This is a genomic window from Streptomyces sp. NBC_01077 (assembly GCF_045162855.1).
GTDB lineage: Bacteria > Actinomycetota > Actinomycetes > Streptomycetales > Streptomycetaceae > Streptomyces.
The window spans coordinates 9,196,896-9,214,552 of the sequence record NZ_CP108669.1; the positions used below are offsets into that span (position 1 = coordinate 9,196,896).

The window sequence follows — 17,657 nt, forward strand, 5'->3', positions numbered from 1 at the left end:
TTCACGCCAACTGATCGACAGAAGGCGAGAAGTGACGGCAAGGCATATGACAATCATGCGGGGTTGATCTAGGACGCGGGAGCACGCGTGGGCCGAGGAGACAGGCATGTGAACACAGTGACCCAGGGGCAGTCGGCCTGGTGGGGGCTGGTCGGCCCTTCGGAGGCGCACTCGAGGTGCCTGAAAGAGGCGGAGCCCCGTCCGGGCTTCACCTGCCACCCATGAACGCCGCTCTGGCGAGGTGCGGTTCGGGCCCCGGACGGGCCCACTCCCAGAACCGCAGGCCAACGCCTACTGTACTGCCCAGGCGCGGTCCGTTGAATTGAAGCTGCTCCGCACTGTACGTGCTGCGGTGAGGCATTGAGGGAGTTTTCTGAATGAACGGAGCGAACGCGGATGCGCGCTCAGTGGCGGTGGTCGGTATGGCCTGCCGACTTCCGGGGGCCAGAGACATCGACGAATTCTGGCAGTTGTTGTGCAATCGGACGGATGCCACCGCGGAATCCTCACCCGATCGCTACGACGCCGACTTCCTGAACGCACCGAAGGCCGAGCCCGGCACCATAGGCAGCCGCCGCGCCGGATACGTGGACGGCCTGGCGGACTTCGACGCCGAGTTCTTCGGCATGTCCAGCAGTGACGCGGCCGAACTCGACCCTCAACAGCGCCTGTTGCTGATGACCGCCTGGGAAGCCCTGGAGGAGGCCGGGCTGAGGCCCGATCGCCTGGCGGGAACCAGGACCGGCGTGTTCGTCGGGGCCACGCGAGCGGACTTCGTCGAGCGCGCCTTCCGTCACGGTCCGCAGGCCATGACGGCCGTGCAGTACCTCAACTTCCGTTCGGTCATTCCCGCTCAGGTGTCGTACGCCTTCGACTTCCGCGGCCCGAGCATGCTCATAGACACGGCGTGCGCCTCCTCCCTGTACGCCGTGCACAGTGCTGTGCAGAGCCTTCGCGTGAGGGAGAGCTCCCTCGCGCTCGCCGCGGGCGTGAACCTCGTGCTGCGCCCCGACGAGGGCATCATGATGGGTCACGCCGGAACGCTGTCGCCGGACGGACGCAGCCGGTTCGGCGACGCCCGGGCAGACGGTCACGCCCCGAGCGACGGGGTCGGAGTGGTGGTCCTCAAGCGACTGGCGGACGCCATCGCCGACGGAGACAGGGTGCACGCGGTCATCGCCGGGAGCGCAGTGGGCACGGACGGCCGCACCACGGACCAGCTCCTGAACCCGTCGCTCACAGGGCAACTTGACGTACTGCGGTGGGCGTACGAGGACGCGGGCGTCGACCCGAGCGAGGTCGACTACGTGGAGGCCCACGGCACCGGCAGCCCCTTGCTCGACCCGCTGGAACTGCAAGCCCTGGGAGAGGTGCTGGGGGAGGGCCGCCCGGACCACAGGCCGCTTCTCGTGGGATCGGCGAAGTCGAACATCGGCCACGCGGAGGCCGCCGGCGGTATGGCCGGCCTGATCAAGACCGTGTTGTGCCTGCGGAACGGGCAGATACCGGCCAGTCTCCACGTCGACGCGCCGACCCCCGAAGTGGACTGGAAGCGGCTGCCGGTGCGGATCCCGGGCGACCTTCAGGACCTCCCGTCATCGGACCGCCCGGCACTCGCCGGCGTGTCGAGCCAGGGCGTGTCCGCCCTCAACGCGCATGTGGTGCTGCGCCAGGCGGACCGGACCCTCGCCCAGCCCCCGCTGGAACCCGCCTCGGACACTCCGTACGTCCTGGCGCTCTCCGCCCGTTCCCCCGAGGCCCTGCTCGACCTCGCCGCCGCCTATGTCACCTACCTCGGGGCAGGCGGTCGCGGCACCGCGTACAACCTGCGCGACATCTGCTACAGCGCGACCGTCCGCCGCACCCACCACGTACACCGGCTGGCCGTTGTCGGGGCCAGCCACGAGGAACTGGCGCTCGCCCTGGCCCCCGGGGGAGCACCGGGACACGGGCGCACCGGGGTCCCCGTACCTCTGTTCGCCGCCGCCGAGCACTACCTGGCCGGCGAAGAGGTGCACTGGGAGGCCCTGTTCGACGAACCCGGGACGGTCGTGCCGCTGCCCCGGTACCCGTGGCAGACCCGCAGATACTGGCCCGGCGAGGATCGGGCGGCCGGCGCGGAGAGCGCCGCGGACTGGTTGCTGCGCGAGCACGCCCGTACCGACTTCGACGACGCCTCGCGCCTCTCCGACATAGGGATCGACTCCCTGGCCAGACTCCAGCTCATCGTGGAACTGAGCCAGCAGACGGGACTGGAGATCGACCCGGAGGAGGTGGGACGGCTCTGCACCGTGGGGGAGTTGCGCCTCTGGACCGACTCGCTCGAGGTCGGTGCGCGATGACCGACCCGCAGCACGTGTACGGCTGGTTCGCTCGATCCGTCGAACGGTACGGCGACCAGCGTGTCGCTCTCGAAGCGGGCGGACAGTCCCTGACGTACCGCCAACTGGGCGCCCTGGCGGAGAACCACGCCGCTCAGATCCTCGCGCGCACCGGATCGGGCCCCCGGCGCGTCGGGCTGCTGGCCGGCCGCACCGTCAGCGCCTATGTCGGCTATCTCGCCGCACTGCGCGCCGGCGCGACCGTCGTTCCCCTCAACCCCGAGCACCCGCCGTCCCGCACCGAGTCCATCGTCGACGCGGCCGGCCTCGACCTCGTGCTCACCGACACCCCGGGAGCCGCCGTCACGCTGGGCGTGACCGAGCTGCTGCTCGAGCCCACGACCGCGCCCGGCCCACCGCCGTCCTCCCCGTCGGACCTCCCCGAACCGGGCCCGGACGACATCGCCTACATCATCTTCACCTCCGGATCGACCGGCAGCCCCAAGGGCGTTCCTGTCCTCCACCGGAATCTCTGCGCCTATCTCACCGCGATGGCCGGCCGCTACGGGATCGGGGCGGACAGCCGGATGTCGGCGGCCTTCGACCTGACCTTCGACGGTTCCGTGCACGACCTCTTCGTCGCCTGGGCGGCCGGTGCGACTCTGGTGGTGCCGAGCGCGGCCCAACTGCTTTCGCCGGTGGCGACGGTCAACAATCTGCGGCTGACACACTGGTTCTCGGTGCCCTCGCTGATCTCCTTCGCGGAGCGGCTTGGCACGCTCAAGCCGAACAGCATGCCCACCCTCCGGTGGAGCGTCTTCGGCGGTGAGGCCCTCCCGCTCACCGCTGCCCGTGCCTGGCGGACCGCGGCACCGCGGAGCGCGATCGAGGTGCTCTACGGGCCGACCGAGCTCACCATCTCCTGCACGGCCTACCGCCTCCCGGACGATCCCTCCGCGTGGCCCACCACGCCCAACGGCACCGCACCGATCGGGCACTGCCATCCGGGCCTGGAGCACCGGATCCTGGACGAGGAAGGGCTTCCCGCCGATACCGGTGAGCTGTTGGTCCGCGGGGCGCAGCGGTTCCCCGGCTACCTGGACCCGACGCACGACGCGGGCCGCTTCCACCCGCCCGCAGCGGGGGAAGGGGACGCGGGCCACCGGGACGACGGGGACCACCGGGTCGACGGCGACGCCGGGGACCACACGGACAAGGTGGCCGTCGACCACTGGTACCGCACCGGAGACCGCGTCACCGTTCTGGACGGCGCTCTCGTGCACCTCGGCCGAACCGACCACCAGATCAAGGTGCGCGGTCACCGCATCGAACCGGGCGAGGTCGAGGCCGTACTGCGCGATCTGGACGGCGTGCGCGAGGCGTACGTACTCGCGGTGCCGGACGTCCACGGCTCGCCCGAACTCCACGCGGTGGTGAGCGGCGGCGCGTGCGATCCGCAGAAGCTGTTCGCGGAGCTCACCGACCGCCTCCCGCCCTACATGCGACCCCGCCGCATCTCGGTCCTCGAGAGCCTTCCCCTGAACGCCAACGGAAAGATCGACCACCGAGCGCTGCTGACAGAGCTGTCCCTTTCACACTGACCGACACCGCGCGGGCCCGGCCTCCCGGGGGGAGGGGCCGGCACCGACGCGATTCAACCCACCATCCCTATGAGGCAGCACCCACATGCTCGACGTCATCGTGGTCGGCGCGCGCGTCGCCGGCTCCGCCACCGCCCTCCAGCTCGCACGGGCGGGCCACCGTGTCCTGGTTCTCGACCGCGCCACGTTTCCCTCCGACACCCTCTCCACGCACCTCATCCACCAGCCGGGAGTGGCGGCTCTGGCCCGGTGGGGCCTGCTGGACGAGTTGAAGGCCACCGGCTGCCCCCCGCTGGAGCGCGTGGGGTACGAGGTCGCCGGCATCCGCCTCGAGGGCTGCGGGCGAGGCGTGGACGGACAACGGGCCGCCTACGCGCCCCGCCGGCACATCCTTGACCCCCTGCTGGCCGAAGCCGCGGCCAAGGCCGGCGCCGAGATACGGCAGGGCTGCCGCGTGACAGGGCTGCTGCACGACACCACGGGCCGGGTCGTCGGCGTGGAGGGCACACACGCCGGGAAGGCCTTCCGTGAGCACGCGCGACTGGTCATCGGCGCGGACGGCATGCGCTCCACCGTCGCCGGCCTCACCCGCGCCGCAGTCACCGTCGAGCACCCACGACTGACGTGTGCCTACTACTCGTACTGGCAGGACATGCCGGCCGACCTCGAACTCTACGAGGCCCCCGACCGCTGGGTCGCCGCCGTCGCAACGCACCAGGCCACCCTGGTGCTGACCTACTTCCCACAGTCCCGCTTCGAGGAGATCCGCGCCGACGCGGAGCACCACCACCTCCAGCAGGTACGGGCCACCGCTCCCGCTCTCTACGAAAGACTGCAGGGAGCCACCCAGGTGGAGCGCCTGCGCGGCACCGGCGACCAGCAGAACTACTTCCGGCAGGCGGCAGGGCCGGGGTGGGCCCTGGTGGGCGACGCGGGACACCACAAGGACTCCATCACCGCGCGCGGCATCAGCGATGCCTTCCTCCAGGCGGAGATGCTGGCCCAGCACGTCGGCGGACGGCTCGACGGTGATCCGGCCATTCTCGACGAGGCCCTCGTCCAGTACGGAAGAGACAGGGACGCCGCCCTGCTGCCCGGCTACGAGGCGACCCTTGCCGTGGGCCGTCTCGCCGAACAGCACCCTCAGCGCCTGAAGTTGCTCCGCGCGATCCGGCAGGATCCCGAACTCACCTCGATCTACTTCGACATGGTCGCCAGCACCGCAACGATCGGTGACCTCTACACCCCGAAGTTGCTCGCGCTGCTGTGACCGGACCCAATCGGTGCCGTCGCTCATCAACTCGCCTTGCCCATGAGTCAGTTGACCGGGTCTGATGGTGGCGGGCGAGGCGTACCGGTAGCACGGACTCCTGATACGGTGCGCCTTGATCACTGCCGTGGTGCTCCTGCGTCAAGACGCCACGCCGCAGGCCGATCAGGACCGCTCAGCATCATCTTCACTGTCGTCAGCTCGCTGCGAGGATTCCATTCAGATGTCAGGCACTAGCGACCCGAAGGCGCGCCACCGGCTTGTCCCGCGCAGGTCTCTCCGCACGCAGCTGATCATGCCGATCGTCGCCCCCGCCATCGCCCTCACCGGCCTCTGGGGCTACACGGCCGCCGGTCTGGCCGGCGAGCAGATCCAGCTCCAGGACGACGCGGAGCGGACCGCGACGACCGGCGGCAGGACGCTGAACGTGGTGTCCGGCCTGCAGCAGGAGCGGCGCCTCACGGCCCTGTGGCAGGCGAGCCGTTCGGCCGCGGCGCGCAGCGCCCTGGACCAGGCCCGCGCGAGGACCGATGCCGCGGTCGTGGAGTTCCGGGCTTCCCTGTCCACCGCGGACAGCTCGCTCGGAGGGCCGGCGCGGCGCCTCGAAACCTCCCTGGACACGCTGGTCGGCCGACGCGAGGCGATCGACGCCCGCACCATGTCCTCCGCCGACGCCTTCGGACACCTCACCGACGTCATCAAGAGCGGTACCGACCTGATCGGCGCCGCGGTGCGCAGCGAGGACGGGCCGCTCTCGCAGGGAGGCAACGCCACCGCCACCCTGGTCCGACTCGTCGAGATGCTGTCGCGCGAGGACGCTCTGCTGTCCGCCGGCCTCCCCCAGGGTGGCATCTCCACAGCCGCCCACCAGCGATTCAGCCACTCCGTGGGCGCCCAGCGGGAGATAAGGGCCTCGCTGGCGGTGGACGACCTGCCCGCCGACGCCCGCGCTCGATACGAGCAGATCGCCGCCACCCCGCAGTCCTCCTCGATCGCCTCCATCGAGGACGCGGTCGTAGCGGCGTCGGCGACACAGCTGCCCTCCTCGGCGAAAGCCTGGAGCGACGACGCCGAGACCCTCGTCACCGACCTGCAGAAACTCACCGCCGCCTCGTTGGACGAGCTGGCCGATGCGGCCTCCGACCGCGCGACCGGTCTGCTCCTCGGTCTGATCGCCGGAACGACGCTCACCGCGGCGCTCCTCACGGCCGGTGCGGTCCTGGGGCTCAGGGCCCGCAGGTCGACCCTGGACGCGGTCGCCGAACTCCAGCGCCGGACCGAGGAGATGGCCCGCCAGTGGCCTCAGGCGCTGGCCCAGTCCGAGCGCGGGGAACCGCTCGCCCCCTTCCCCCAGACGCCGCCGCTCCTGGCCGCCGGTGAACTCGAGCTCCTCGGATCCGCGATCGAGGGACTCCGCCACACGGCCATCGACACCATACTCAGCCAGTCCCGAGGGCACGCGGGCGCCGAGAAGGTACTCGGCCAGTTGACGCGACGCACACAGACCCTGATCCACCGCCTCATCGCGCTCCTGGACGACCTGGAGCGCAAGCACGGCGACTCCGATCTCCTCAAAGACATCTTCAAGGTGGACCACCTCGCCACTCGTGTGCGACGGCACGCCGAGAACCTGGTGATCCTCGGCGACACGCCCCCCAGCCGCCGGATGACCGAACCGGTGACCATCACCGACGTGATGCGCAGCGCCGTCGCCGAGACCGAGCACTACACCCGCGTCAAGGTCGAGAACCTGCCGGCGACGAAGCGGATAGCGCTGGCCGGCCGGGCCGTCGCCGACGTCACCCACCTGCTCGCCGAACTCGTGGAGAACGCCACCAACTTCTCCCCGCCCTACACCCAGGTCGTCGTCAGCGCGTTGCATGTCGCCGAAGGCGTGGCTCTGCACGTCGAGGACCACGGCCTCGGCATCCCGGCGGACAAGCTCGTCCAGGCCAACCACATCCTGGCCCATCCGCAGAAGCCCGACATGGCGGCCCTCGGCGCGGACCCGCGCCTCGGGCACTTCGTGGTCGCCCGCCTGGCCCAGCGCCATCAGATCCGGGTCGAACTGCGCCCCTCGGTCTACGGCGGCACCCTCGCCATCGTGTTCCTGCCGGTTCACATGCTCGAGGAACTCGACTCCCCGGTCATGGACCAGCTCAGGGCCGCCGCCCAGGTCTCCGTCAACGCGATCAACGCCGGCACGGTCCCGCAGCCCGGGGTCGCTCCCTCCTACGGATCCGCGACCTCCGCCCTTCCCGAGCCGACGCCGTACATACAGCCGTTGGACGGGCCGCCCGGCCTCGTCGGGGTGCTCGGGGGCCGCGACGAGTACGACCTCGTCGCGGACACTCGGGACATCGGCGAAGCCCCCGCCGCGCCTCCGCAGGAGACTCACAGCCGAGTCCAGGACTACAGCGGATTCCCCACGTACGGAGGCGCCGGACTCGTCTCGCCGCACCACCCGGACAGCACCGAGTCCCTCGATGCGCATCAGCGGCCGGCGAGCCCCGAGCCTCCCCGCGCCGCACCCCGTCCTCGCCAGGCGCCGACCGGCCGTCCCATGGCCGACGTACCCGTGCCGTCGACGCCGACCGGCCGTCCCATGGCCGACGTACCCGTGCCGTCGACGCCGACCGGCCGTCCCATGGCCGACGTACCCGTGCCGTCGACGCCCATCGCTTCCGAGAGCCCGTACGGAACGCCGGGCGGCCACAGGCCGAACCTCGGGCAACCCACCACACTGCCCCAGCGCACCCGCGGGTCCAGCCTTGCCGTGCAGCTGCGCCGTGAGGCAGCGGAGGCCGGCAGCCGTCTCGACAACGAGGGCGGAGGTCCGCCCTCGCCCGAAGCGTCGGCCCGCGTCATCGCCGCCATCCGACGCGGGATGGACCAGGCCACCGGAACCCACAGCGCACCACGTAACGACGGTGGATGGGCGAACTGAGCATGGGACCCAACGAACTGCGAAGGAATGCAATGACTGAAGTGGCCACCAGCAGGCAGCTGGACTGGGTCCTGGACGATCTCGTGGGCCGTATCCCGGAGATACGATGCGCCATCGTGCTGTCAGGAGACGGTCTCCTGATCGGGAAGTCGCATGATCTGGGCCGGGACGACGCCGAGCGCCTTTCGGCCCTGGCGTCCGGCATGCACAGCCTCGCCCGGGGTACGGCGCAGTACTTCCGCGGCGGCGCGGTCCAGCAGACCGTCATTCAGATGGAGCACGCGTTCCTGTTCATCACCGCTGCCGGTCAGGGGGCGCGTCTGGCGGCCCTCGCCTCGCAGGAGGTGGACGCGGGCATGATGGCCTATGAGATGGGAACCATGGTCAAGCAGGTCGGAGCGTATCTGAGTGCCGCGCCGCGCATTCCAGGCCACCACACCGTCGCACACAGCCAGGATGCCTGAGCCGCGCGAGCTCGACGGGGCGATTGCCGGACGTCACCTCCGGCCCTACACCATCACTGGTGGTCGTACCCGACACAACCACTATCACTTCACGCTGATCACCCTGGTGGTCACGCGATCGCCCGACGTCGACCATCCCCACTTGACGCCGGAGGCGGCGCAGATCCTGGAGCTGTGCCGCCACAGGGCCATAGCGATCGCGGAGATCGCCGCCCATCTGGATCTCCCCGTAAGCGTCGTCAAAGTCCTCTGCGGTGATCTCCTCGGAGACGAGAAGGTCATCGTGCAGGCACCACCCTCACAGTCCGACAGACCGAGCGTGGAACTCATCGAAAGGGTTATCGATGGCATCCGCCAGCTCTGAACAGATCCATCTCCCCACGGCCGTGAAAATCCTTGTCGCGGGTGGATTCGGTGTCGGCAAGACAACGATGGTGGGGTCGGTGAGTGAGATCGCGCCGTTGGAGACGGAGGAACGACTCACTCAGGCCGGCCAGAACGTCGACAGTCTTGACGGCGTGGAAGGCAAGACGTCCACCACGGTCGCCATGGACTTCGGCCGCATCACGATCAGCCCGGAACTGGTGCTGTACCTCTTCGGCACACCGGGCCAGGAACGCTTCTGGTTCATGTGGGACGAGATCGCCCACGGCACGCTGGGTGCGCTCGTCCTCGCGGACACCCGCCGCCTGGAAGCCTCCTTCGGCTCGATCGACTTCTTCGAGGAACGCGGCATCCCCTTCGCGGTCGGTGTGAACTGCTTCAACGGAGAACGGGCCTGGACCACGGAAGAGGTACGCTCCGCCCTCGACCTGGACCCCGCCGTTCCGGTGGTCCTGTGCGACGTCCGCGTCCGGGAGTCCAGCAAGGAAGTCCTCCTCGCCGTCCTGGAAGCCGCCCACCGCCGGGCATCCCCGCAGTTCTCGACGACGGGGCCGTGACGGATCAGCAGAACACGGGACGGTTGCATCACTTCGCGAGTCTTGTTCTCTCGGTCCCGTTCACCAACCACGACCAACAAAAAGCGGTCGGGCGCATGCGAGCACGCCACGCAAGTGCAAGAGCCGGCCTACCGTGCCCACCGAATCGCAGCTGACCGGCTCCGTCGAGCGCGGTGGTTGTTTGGTTCGTGGTGGAGGCCGACCGGCACGGTGTTGCGGGCGTGGCCGAGCGCCTGGTGACCTGCCTCCAGTCGCTCCGGCCGCTGATCGTGGTCGTCTGGTGCCTCCGCGGCCAGCGCCGCGCCGCTGGCCGTCCCGACCGTGCGGGATGAACGCGACCGCCCCCGTCCGTGCGGGGTGGCCGGTCGGTGGAACGTGACCGGTCATTGCGGTCGTGACTGTCGGTGAGGCCTGCGGGGTGCGTGGCTCAAGCCGGAACTCGAAGCCGAGGGTGCCCGGGGCGAGTGCGGTCGCGGCGCCGTCGACGGTGAGCGTCGCACCGTTAGCACTCGTCGAGCATGCCGCCACTCTCGGTATATCGACGTGGAGATCACAGCCCGCAAGCCCGGGACCAGTGGTTTCACCCCGATACCGAAGCGGTGGGCGGTGGAACGGACCTACGGCTGGCTCATGCTCCACCACCGCCTGGCCCGCGACTACGAAACCCTGCCCACCCGCTCGGAAGCCCTGATTCACCTCGCGATGACCGGCCTCATGGCCCGCCGCCCCACCAGCGAGAACACCGCCTCCTGGCGCGACCCGAAGAAGGGCACCAAGCAATCCATATCGGGATGAAACATTGGACGAGAGCGACCTCTTAGAGGTCCTAACAGAGGCGTTGGACGTGTCGGTGGGTGATGAGGCAGGTGGCGAGGCCGAGGAAGGCTTCGTGGATGCCGTCCCGCCGTTCCCAGCGGACGCGTAGGCGCCGGAAACCGTGCAGCCAGGCGATGGTGCGTTCGACGACCCAACGGTGGGCTCCGGGGCCTGATCCGTGTGGGACGCCGCTGCGGGCGATGACCGGCTTGATGCCCTGGGCCCAGACGAGGCGGCGGTACTTGTCGTGGTCGTAGCCCCGGTCGCCGAGCAGGGTCTCAGGCCGCCGTCGCGGCCGGCCGACCAGGCCCGGAACGGGCGGAATCTTCGCGATCAGGGGCATCAGCTGGGTGACGTCGTTGCGGTTTCCGCCGGTCAGTGACACGGCGAGCGGGATGCCCTGCCCGTCGACGAGGACGTGGTGCTTGCTGCCCGGACGTGCTCGGTCGACCGGGCTGGGTCCGCTTTTGGGCCCCGCCGAGCGGCCCGCACGTGGCTGGAGTCGATCACCGCCCTCGACCAGTCCAGCTGCTTCGCCGACCGCAGCTTCGTCAGCAGGACGACGTGCAGTCGGTCCCACACGCCGGCCTCGTTCCACGCAGCGAGTCGTCGCCAGCAGTCGGTTCGAACGGGGTTCCGGGCGGTGCGCAGTCGGATGACGCGGGGCCGTCAGGCTGGGGACTGCGGGTGAAGGAGCGGCAGATGTCGCGGCCGACTTCACACGGGTCGTAACCGGACGATCACGTGCCCTCTGGTGGCTGGCACTCCTGGTGAGTGCTGGCCTGTGCGGCATCTGAGTGGGACGGATTCCAGAGCCGGTCGGCTTCACCGCGGGCGACATGATCCTCGTAGATTCGCACCTTGTGCCGCATCACATCCAGGGTGTCCTGCAGCTCGCGGATCTGCGTCTCCACGTGGTTCTCGTGCTGGCGCAGTAGCTGAAGGCGCTCGTGTTCGTTGCCCGGGCCCTGACGGGCCAGTTCGATGTACTGCCGGATCATCGCCAGGGACATGCCGGAGGAGCGTAGCTTCGTGCAGATGGCCAGCCACTCCAGGTCTTCTTCGTGATAGATCCGGCGGCCGTTGGACAGGCGGCGTACCGGGTTGGCGAACAGGCCCTCCCGCTCGTAGAACCGCAGCGCGTGCACGCTCAGCCCACTGCGTTGTGCCACCTCACCGATGCTCAGGTCCATGAGCGCCCCTCCCTCGCATAACTGTTGATCTAGACACGACTCTAGGTTCTAGCGTCGGGTTGTCGGCCCATCGGGCCATCGGAACAGGGGAGAGCATGAGCGTTTGGTTTGTCACCGGGGCATCGCGTGGGCTCGGCGCGGAGATCACTCGGGAGGCGCTGGACCGAGGGCACAGCGTGATTGCCACAGCGAGGGATGCGTCAGTGGTGCTCCGGGCGTACCCGCAAGAGCCGGACGGGCTGCTGGCGGTGAACGTGGACGTGACCGAACCGGAGCAGCTGATGGCTGCGGTGGAGGCCGGCCTGGCAAATTTCGGCCGGATCGACATCGTGGCCAACAATGCCGGTCACGGCCTCATCGGCGCGATCGAGGAGATCTCCGACAAGGCCGCCCGGGCACTGTTCGACGTCAACGTCTTCGGCGTGCTCAACACGTTGCGGGCGACCCTGCCGACGTTGCGTGCCCAGCGGACCGGACACGTCCTGAACATCGGCTCCGTGGGCGGCTTCGCCACCGCTCCGGCGGCGGGCTTGTACGGCGCGTCGAAGTTCGCCCTCGAGGGCATCTCCGAGGCGCTGCACGGCGAGCTGGCCCCGCTCGGCGTCCGCGTCACGATCGTGGAGCCGGGCGGGTTTCGTACCGACTTCCTCAGCAGATTGAGCATGCAGGTCGAACCGGCCTCCATCGCCGACTACGCCGCCGGCGCGGGGCCGGTGCGCAAGGCACTGGCCAAGAACGACGGCCGCCAGCCGGGCGATCCGGTGAAGGCAGCGAAAGCCATCGTCGACATCACCGAGGTCGCCGAGCCGCCACTGCGCCTACAACTGGGCGCGGACGCGATCGAGCGCGTCGAGGCGAAGCTGGATCTGGTGCGACGCGAACTTGACCAATGGCGCCACGTAGCCCTCTCCACCGGAGCCTGAGCGGCCACCCCCTTACCGGGCTGTCGGTTCGAACGCGGGTGCCTGATCGGGTGGTTGCGCCGGGGCCAACGCATGAAGACGGGGCCTCCTGGTAGCTCGGCGATGCGAGTCGGCTGAGCGCAGGGAGATTCTGTTGTCGTCGTTGTACGCGTCTCGGTCCGCGGAGTCCGACCCGACTGTGTCGTCGTGCGATTGCCTCGCTCACTGGTTCGGCAACGCCGCGGACCGGCCGGACCGGCCCCGTGCTACGGGTCCGATATGAGCGAGGCGGAGTGGATGGCGGTGTGCTGGCGTTCGTCGGGCAGGATCTCGCTGTAGGCCAGGCGGGAGTGGTCGTCGACGGCTGAGTGGATGTAGCTGCAGCCGATCACCGGTGTGCAGCTTTTGCGTTCGGTGGTGGTGGCCTGGCGGTTGCGGTCACCGGCCGCCCTGCCGACGGTTCGCCAGCCGCCGCAGTCGGGGATGTTGCCGAGTTTCTTGATATCGACGTGGACCAGTTCTCCCGGCCTGGCGCGTTCGTAGCGTCGGATCGGTTCGCCGGTGGGGCGGTCGAGCCAGGCAAGGCGGTTCAGACCGTGTCGGACCAGGATGCGGTGCACGGTCGAGGCGGGAAGGCCCAGGATCGGGCCGATCCGTGTCGGGCCGAGTTTGCGGTCGGTCCGCAGTCTGCAGACCCGGGTCTCGACAGCGGTGGACGTCCGGTGCGGGGTCGTGCGGGGCCGGCTGGAACGGTCGCTGAGACCTGCGTCGCCCTCTGCCCGCCAGCGGCGGACCCATTTGTGGGCCGTGGGCCGGGATATGCCCATCTCCGCGGCAACGTGCGCGACCGGACGGCCGGACAGGACACGTTCGATCAGGATCCGCCTGCCGTGAACGGTCAGCCGGGCATTACGGTGTGACACGAAGACCTCCGTGTGCGATGAAGCCTAGACACCTCCACCACACCGGAGGTCTTCGCCATGATCAAGACCAGGCCCCGTTAACAACGCTCGTGATCAATACAGCTAGGTCGCGCACCTTGTGCGGGACCGGGCGCGGCGTCACCCCGGCACGGGAGCGGCGTACGGGAGCATCAGGAGCGTGTTGGCGGCGCCCGGCATCGTCCGGGCCCGGGGCCGCCCGATCACATAGCAAGCGGTCGGGCTACAGGCGTGTAGTGGATGACGGTGGTCTTGCAGGCTTCCGCGTACAAGGTCAGCGCGTCGGCCTCGGCCTCGTCTGCGGAGAGGCCCCAGCGGAGCTTCGTGGCGGTCCACTCGCCGATGTACCGGCAGTGCGCATCGGGCAACGGCGGCATCCACTCGGCCGGGTCACGGTCCGCCTTTGCCTGGTTGACCCGGTCGGTGACCGCGACGAGCGAGGTGGATGCGTCCTGGTCGTTGGCGTAGGCCTCCCGGAGCGCCGGGGTCCACGCGCTCGCACCAGCTGGCGGGGAGCGTCATTCGATTGTGGCGAGGGCGTCGAGCTCGCTGACCGGGTTCACCGGCGGCCCGAGCGGGCCGATGGGGCGGCGGCCTGCGCCGCGGCGGCGCCGAGGCACGAGAAGGCGGCGGCGACGGCCAGGACTGAGGAGATGCGTCCGGTCTAGGTCACACCCTCACAACGGGCCGAGACCCCAACGGACACGCTCGCTCACCCGGGCCGTCAGCAGCTGTCCAGTCCGTCGCGGGCCATGTCGTAGGCGCGGGGGTGGTCGCCCGCCCCGGACAGGGAGAGGGCGGTCCGGAATTCCCGCCGTGCCTCGGTGCGACGGCCCACGGCGGCGTAGCTCTGGCCGAGGCGGGTGCGGACCTCCATTTCCAGCCAGGTGCTCGTGTGCTCGGTGAGGGCCGACAGGGCCTCGTGGTGGGTGTCGACGGCCGCGTGCAGGTCCCCTTGGGCGTGCTCGGCGGCGCCGAGCCGGGACAGGGTGTTCGCGCGCAGGGGCGCGTCGCCCGCCTCGCGGGCCAGGTCCGCCGCCCGTCGCAGCAGGCTCGTGGCCTCCGCGTGGCGGCCGAGGGCCAGGTGGGCGTCGGCGGCGAAGCACAGGGCCTCGCTGATCGTCCTGGGCCGGCCGTTCTTCTCCGCTACGGAGAGCGCGGTGCGGTAGTGCGCCAGGGCCTCCTCGTACCGTCCGTGATTGCCGTGGATGGCGCCGAGGTTCAGGGTCGCGGTCCCCGCCAGCCAGTCGTCGCCGAGCCGGGCCGCCAGCTCCACCGCCTCGCTCAGGTGGGCGACCGCCTCCTCGATGTGTCCCAGCGGCCACCGCGCGGCTCCCATCCCGGCGATCGCCCGGGCCCGGTCCCGTTGATCGCCCTGGCCGCCGCTGAGACGCAGCGCGTCGGTGAACCAGGCGTACGCCTGACGGAACCTGCCCTGGTGGATGTCGACGAGGCCCATGCAGTTGCGGAGGGAGGCGGACATCCGGCGGTCGGTGGCCATGTCCGCGCAGGTCAGGGCCGTCTCCAGGGCGGCGCGGGTCTCGTGGTGATGGCCTTGGCGGACCAGCTGGCCGACCATCGCCTCGGCGATCCAGCAGGCGTGGTCGTACTGCCCTGCGTCAGCGGCGTACGCCACCACGTCGACGAGTTCGCCGCCCGCGCCGTCCAGCCAGGCGGTGGCCTCCCGCCAGTCGGCGAAGGGGGCGGAGGTGACGTCGGGGCCGGTCGGGAAGCCCTCGGGCCCCCAGTCGCCCGCGATGCGGCAGGCGGCCGTGTAGAGGTGCAGTACGGCAGCGTGGTCCGCGGCGGCCTGCCCGGGGGCCTCGGCAGCGAGGCGCCGGGCGTAGGCCCGTACGAGATCGTGCAGCCGGTAGCGGCCGGGCTGCGGCTGGTGCAGCAGGCTCGCGTCGACCAGGTCCTCCAGGAGGTCCTCGGCGTGTTCACGGGAGCTGTCCAGCATGGCGGCGAGGGTGAGTCCGTCGAAACGGGCCGTCGGGGACAGGCTCACCGCACGGAAGCCGCGCTGCAGTTCGGGCGTGAGCTGGTCGTACGACATCCGGAACGCGGCCGCCATGCTGCGGTCCTCGGCCTTCAGCTCGCCGAGGCTGCGCGCGTCGTCGGACATCCGGCCGACCAGATGCGCCAGGGTCCAGGACGGGCGGTTCTGCAGCCGGGCGCCCACGATGCGCAGCGCCAGGGGCAGACCGCCGCAGCGCCGGGCGAGCTCACGGGCGGCCTCGGGCTCGCGGTCCGCCCGGTCCTCGCCGAGCAGCGTGCGCAGCAGGCCGACCGCGCCGCCGGTGTCCAGGGGCTCCACGGTGAGCCGCACATCGGCGTCGAGACCGGGCAGCCGCTGCCGGCCCGCGACCAGGACCCGGCTCCCCGGTCCTGCGGGCAGCAGCGGCCGCACCTGTTCGGCGCTGCGGGCGTCGTCCACGACCAGGAGCAGCCGTAGCGCACTGGTGGCCGTCCGCCAGGCCGTCACCAGATCCGTCAGCTCGTCGGGCCCGTCCTCCGGCAGGTCGTCGCCGGTGCCGCGTACCGTGCGCAGGAGCCGGCGCAGGGCCCGCCGCGGGTCGACGCTCTCGTGCCCGGCCCCGTGCGCGTGCAGGTCCACGTACAGGGAGCCGTCGGGGCAGGCGTCGCCGAGCATCCAGGCGGCCCGCACCACCAGAGCACTCTTGCCGACACCGGCGGTGCCGTCGACAGCCACCACGGACACCGCCCCTGACGGCACAGACGCCGTGAGCAGGCCGAGCTCCGCTTCGCGCCCGACGAGACAGGCGGTGTCGCCGGGAAGTTCGTTGTGGCGGGGCCGGGGGCGGTCGGGGCGGGAGCCGCCACGGAGGGGTGCGGGGGCCTGGGGCGGGGCGGCCGGGAGCGGGGCGTCCTGGGTCCGGCCGTCCTGGAGCGGGAGGCCGCGGGGCGGGGCGTCCCGCCGCCGAGCATCCTCGGGCAGGGCGTCCCGATGCCGGGCGCCCCGGGGCACACCATCCTGGTGCGGGACACCCTGGCGCAGGGAGTCCTGGTGCGGAGCGTCCTGTGACGGCGAGTCCTGGCGCCGACCGTCCTCGTGCGGGACGCCCCGGTGCAGGAAGTCCTGGTGCGGGACGCCTTGGTGCAAGGAGTTCTGGTGCGGAGCGTCCTGAGACGGCGCGTCCTGGCGCCGGCCGTCCTGGTGCCGACCGGCCTCGCGCCAGCCGTCCCCCGGCGCCGAGGCCCCCGGCCCGGCCGCGCGCGGCCCGGGCGACCCAAGCGGCCCGGGCGGCCGGCCAAGCAGCACCCGGTCGTCCCGGCGCAGCACCGCCTGCTGTATCCGGCGCAGTTCCTCGCCTGGCTCCACGCCCAGCTCGTCCAGGAGCCGCCCTCGCGTCTCCTGGTACGCGGTGAGCGCCTCAGCCTGTCGGCCGCTGCCGTACAGCGCGCGCATCCGCAGCGCGGCGAGGGGCTCGTCGTGTGGCTGGGCCAGGGGCACCGCCATGAGCTCGTCCAGGGCGTCCGAGTAGCGCCCGAGCAGGACCAGGCACTCGACGCGGTCCTGGTGCAACGCGCGCCGCTGCCGCGCGAGCCGTCGGCGTTCGGAGTCGGCGAGCGGACCCGGCAGCCCGGTCAGCGGCTCGCCGCGGAACAGGCCGAGGGCCCGACCCGCGTGGCCGAGCGCGGAGTCGTGGTCCCCGGCGGCCTTCGCCCGCCGGGCGAGCGCCGCCTCGGCGGCGAGCTCGTCGAGGTCGGTCCTGGCGCTACCGGGCACGAAACGGTAGCTGCCGCGCCCGCCGAGGATCACCGACCGGTCGGGCCCGGCGCCCGCCGTGTCGAGGGCCTTGCGCAGCGGATAGACGTAGCTCGGCAGGACCCGGTGGCCGGTACCCGGGGGTTCGCTTCCCCATACGTCGTCCAGGAGTTGCCGGTACGTCACCAGGTCCGGGCCGCGCAGGACGAGGGCGGCGAGGAACGCCTGCCGTCGTACCGGGCCGAGGGACAGCGGCGCCTCGGCCCGGCGGGCCCGTACCGGACCTAGAAGGTCGATCCTCAACGGCGCCGTCGTCCCGGCCCGACCCGCGCCGATGCCGGTACCCGTACCCGTACCCGTACCCGTACCCGCACCTGAGCCCGTGCCCGTTCCCGTACCCGCTGCATCCATTCCCACGTCCAAGTCCCCACGTCCCCCGCGCCCCGTGCTGCGCGCGCAGTTCTCAGAATGCTTGCTTCAGCAGGATTTCATCGGCATCGCAGCACCACACCACAGAGTCTGCCAAGTCAT

The 17,657-nt window shown here is 70.7% G+C and carries 11 protein-coding genes and 3 pseudogenes; 9 read left to right on the plus strand and 5 right to left on the minus strand.

The annotated features are described in order from the left end of the window. Positions 1-377 precede the first annotated feature (377 nt). From OG462_RS41215 to OG462_RS41250, 8 genes and pseudogenes are all read left to right on the plus strand, one after another. Positions 378-2,342: a beta-ketoacyl synthase N-terminal-like domain-containing protein gene (locus tag OG462_RS41215; protein ID WP_406066070.1), complete on the plus strand. Its 1,965-nt coding sequence runs from the start codon at positions 378-380 to the stop codon at positions 2,340-2,342. Continuing rightward, complete coding sequence (locus OG462_RS41220; RefSeq protein WP_406066071.1) at positions 2,339-3,922, plus strand: amino acid adenylation domain-containing protein; 1,584 nt, start codon at positions 2,339-2,341, stop codon at positions 3,920-3,922. The genes OG462_RS41215 and OG462_RS41220 overlap by 4 nt, the downstream gene beginning before the upstream one ends. Before the next feature lie 85 nt (positions 3,923-4,007). Beyond that, positions 4,008-5,192, plus strand: coding sequence for an FAD-dependent oxidoreductase (locus OG462_RS41225; protein WP_406066073.1), 1,185 nt, complete (start codon positions 4,008-4,010; stop codon positions 5,190-5,192). 223 nt (positions 5,193-5,415) lie between these two features. Beyond that, positions 5,416-8,139: a nitrate- and nitrite sensing domain-containing protein gene (locus tag OG462_RS41230; protein ID WP_406066075.1), complete on the plus strand. Its 2,724-nt coding sequence runs from the start codon at positions 5,416-5,418 to the stop codon at positions 8,137-8,139. 32 nt (positions 8,140-8,171) lie between these two features. Further along, on the plus strand, positions 8,172-8,603 hold the full coding sequence (locus OG462_RS41235; protein WP_187620541.1) for a roadblock/LC7 domain-containing protein: 432 nt from the start codon (positions 8,172-8,174) through the stop codon (positions 8,601-8,603). Then, entirely contained in the window at positions 8,596-8,967 is a 372-nt protein-coding gene (locus OG462_RS41240) for a DUF742 domain-containing protein (RefSeq protein WP_319312842.1), read from the plus strand. Before OG462_RS41235 ends, OG462_RS41240 begins: the two co-directional genes overlap by 8 nt. After that, complete coding sequence (locus OG462_RS41245; RefSeq protein WP_406066078.1) at positions 8,948-9,544, plus strand: GTP-binding protein; 597 nt, start codon at positions 8,948-8,950, stop codon at positions 9,542-9,544. Before OG462_RS41240 ends, OG462_RS41245 begins: the two co-directional genes overlap by 20 nt. Before the next feature lie 508 nt (positions 9,545-10,052). Beyond that, positions 10,053-10,339 (plus strand): annotated as a pseudogene (locus OG462_RS41250) (transposase); the annotation flags it as partial. A 31-nt stretch (positions 10,340-10,370) separates the two neighbouring features. Here OG462_RS41250 and OG462_RS41255 read toward each other — a convergent pair. Further along, a pseudogene (locus OG462_RS41255) lies at positions 10,371-10,978 on the minus strand (IS5 family transposase); the annotation flags it as partial. 122 nt (positions 10,979-11,100) lie between these two features. Next, positions 11,101-11,553, minus strand: a complete 453-nt coding sequence (locus tag OG462_RS41260) for a MerR family transcriptional regulator (protein ID WP_406066080.1) — start codon at positions 11,551-11,553, stop codon at positions 11,101-11,103. Between the two features lie 95 nt (positions 11,554-11,648). Here OG462_RS41260 and OG462_RS41265 point away from each other — a divergent pair, with 95 nt between their 5' ends. After that, on the plus strand, positions 11,649-12,476 hold the full coding sequence (locus OG462_RS41265) for an oxidoreductase (protein ID WP_406066082.1): 828 nt from the start codon (positions 11,649-11,651) through the stop codon (positions 12,474-12,476). Positions 12,477-12,754: 278 nt separating this feature from the next. On the opposite strand, the pseudogene OG462_RS41270 reads toward OG462_RS41265, so the two are convergent. The 3 genes and pseudogenes from OG462_RS41270 to OG462_RS41280 all read right to left on the minus strand — a co-directional run. Further along, positions 12,755-13,378: pseudogene (locus OG462_RS41270) on the minus strand (helix-turn-helix domain-containing protein); the annotation flags it as partial. Positions 13,379-13,599: 221 nt separating this feature from the next. Beyond that, entirely contained in the window at positions 13,600-13,764 is a 165-nt protein-coding gene (locus tag OG462_RS41275) for a hypothetical protein (RefSeq protein WP_406066084.1), read from the minus strand. A 356-nt stretch (positions 13,765-14,120) separates the two neighbouring features. Continuing rightward, entirely contained in the window at positions 14,121-17,537 is a 3,417-nt protein-coding gene (locus OG462_RS41280) for an AfsR/SARP family transcriptional regulator (RefSeq protein WP_406066901.1), read from the minus strand. Positions 17,538-17,657: the final 120 nt, after the last annotated feature.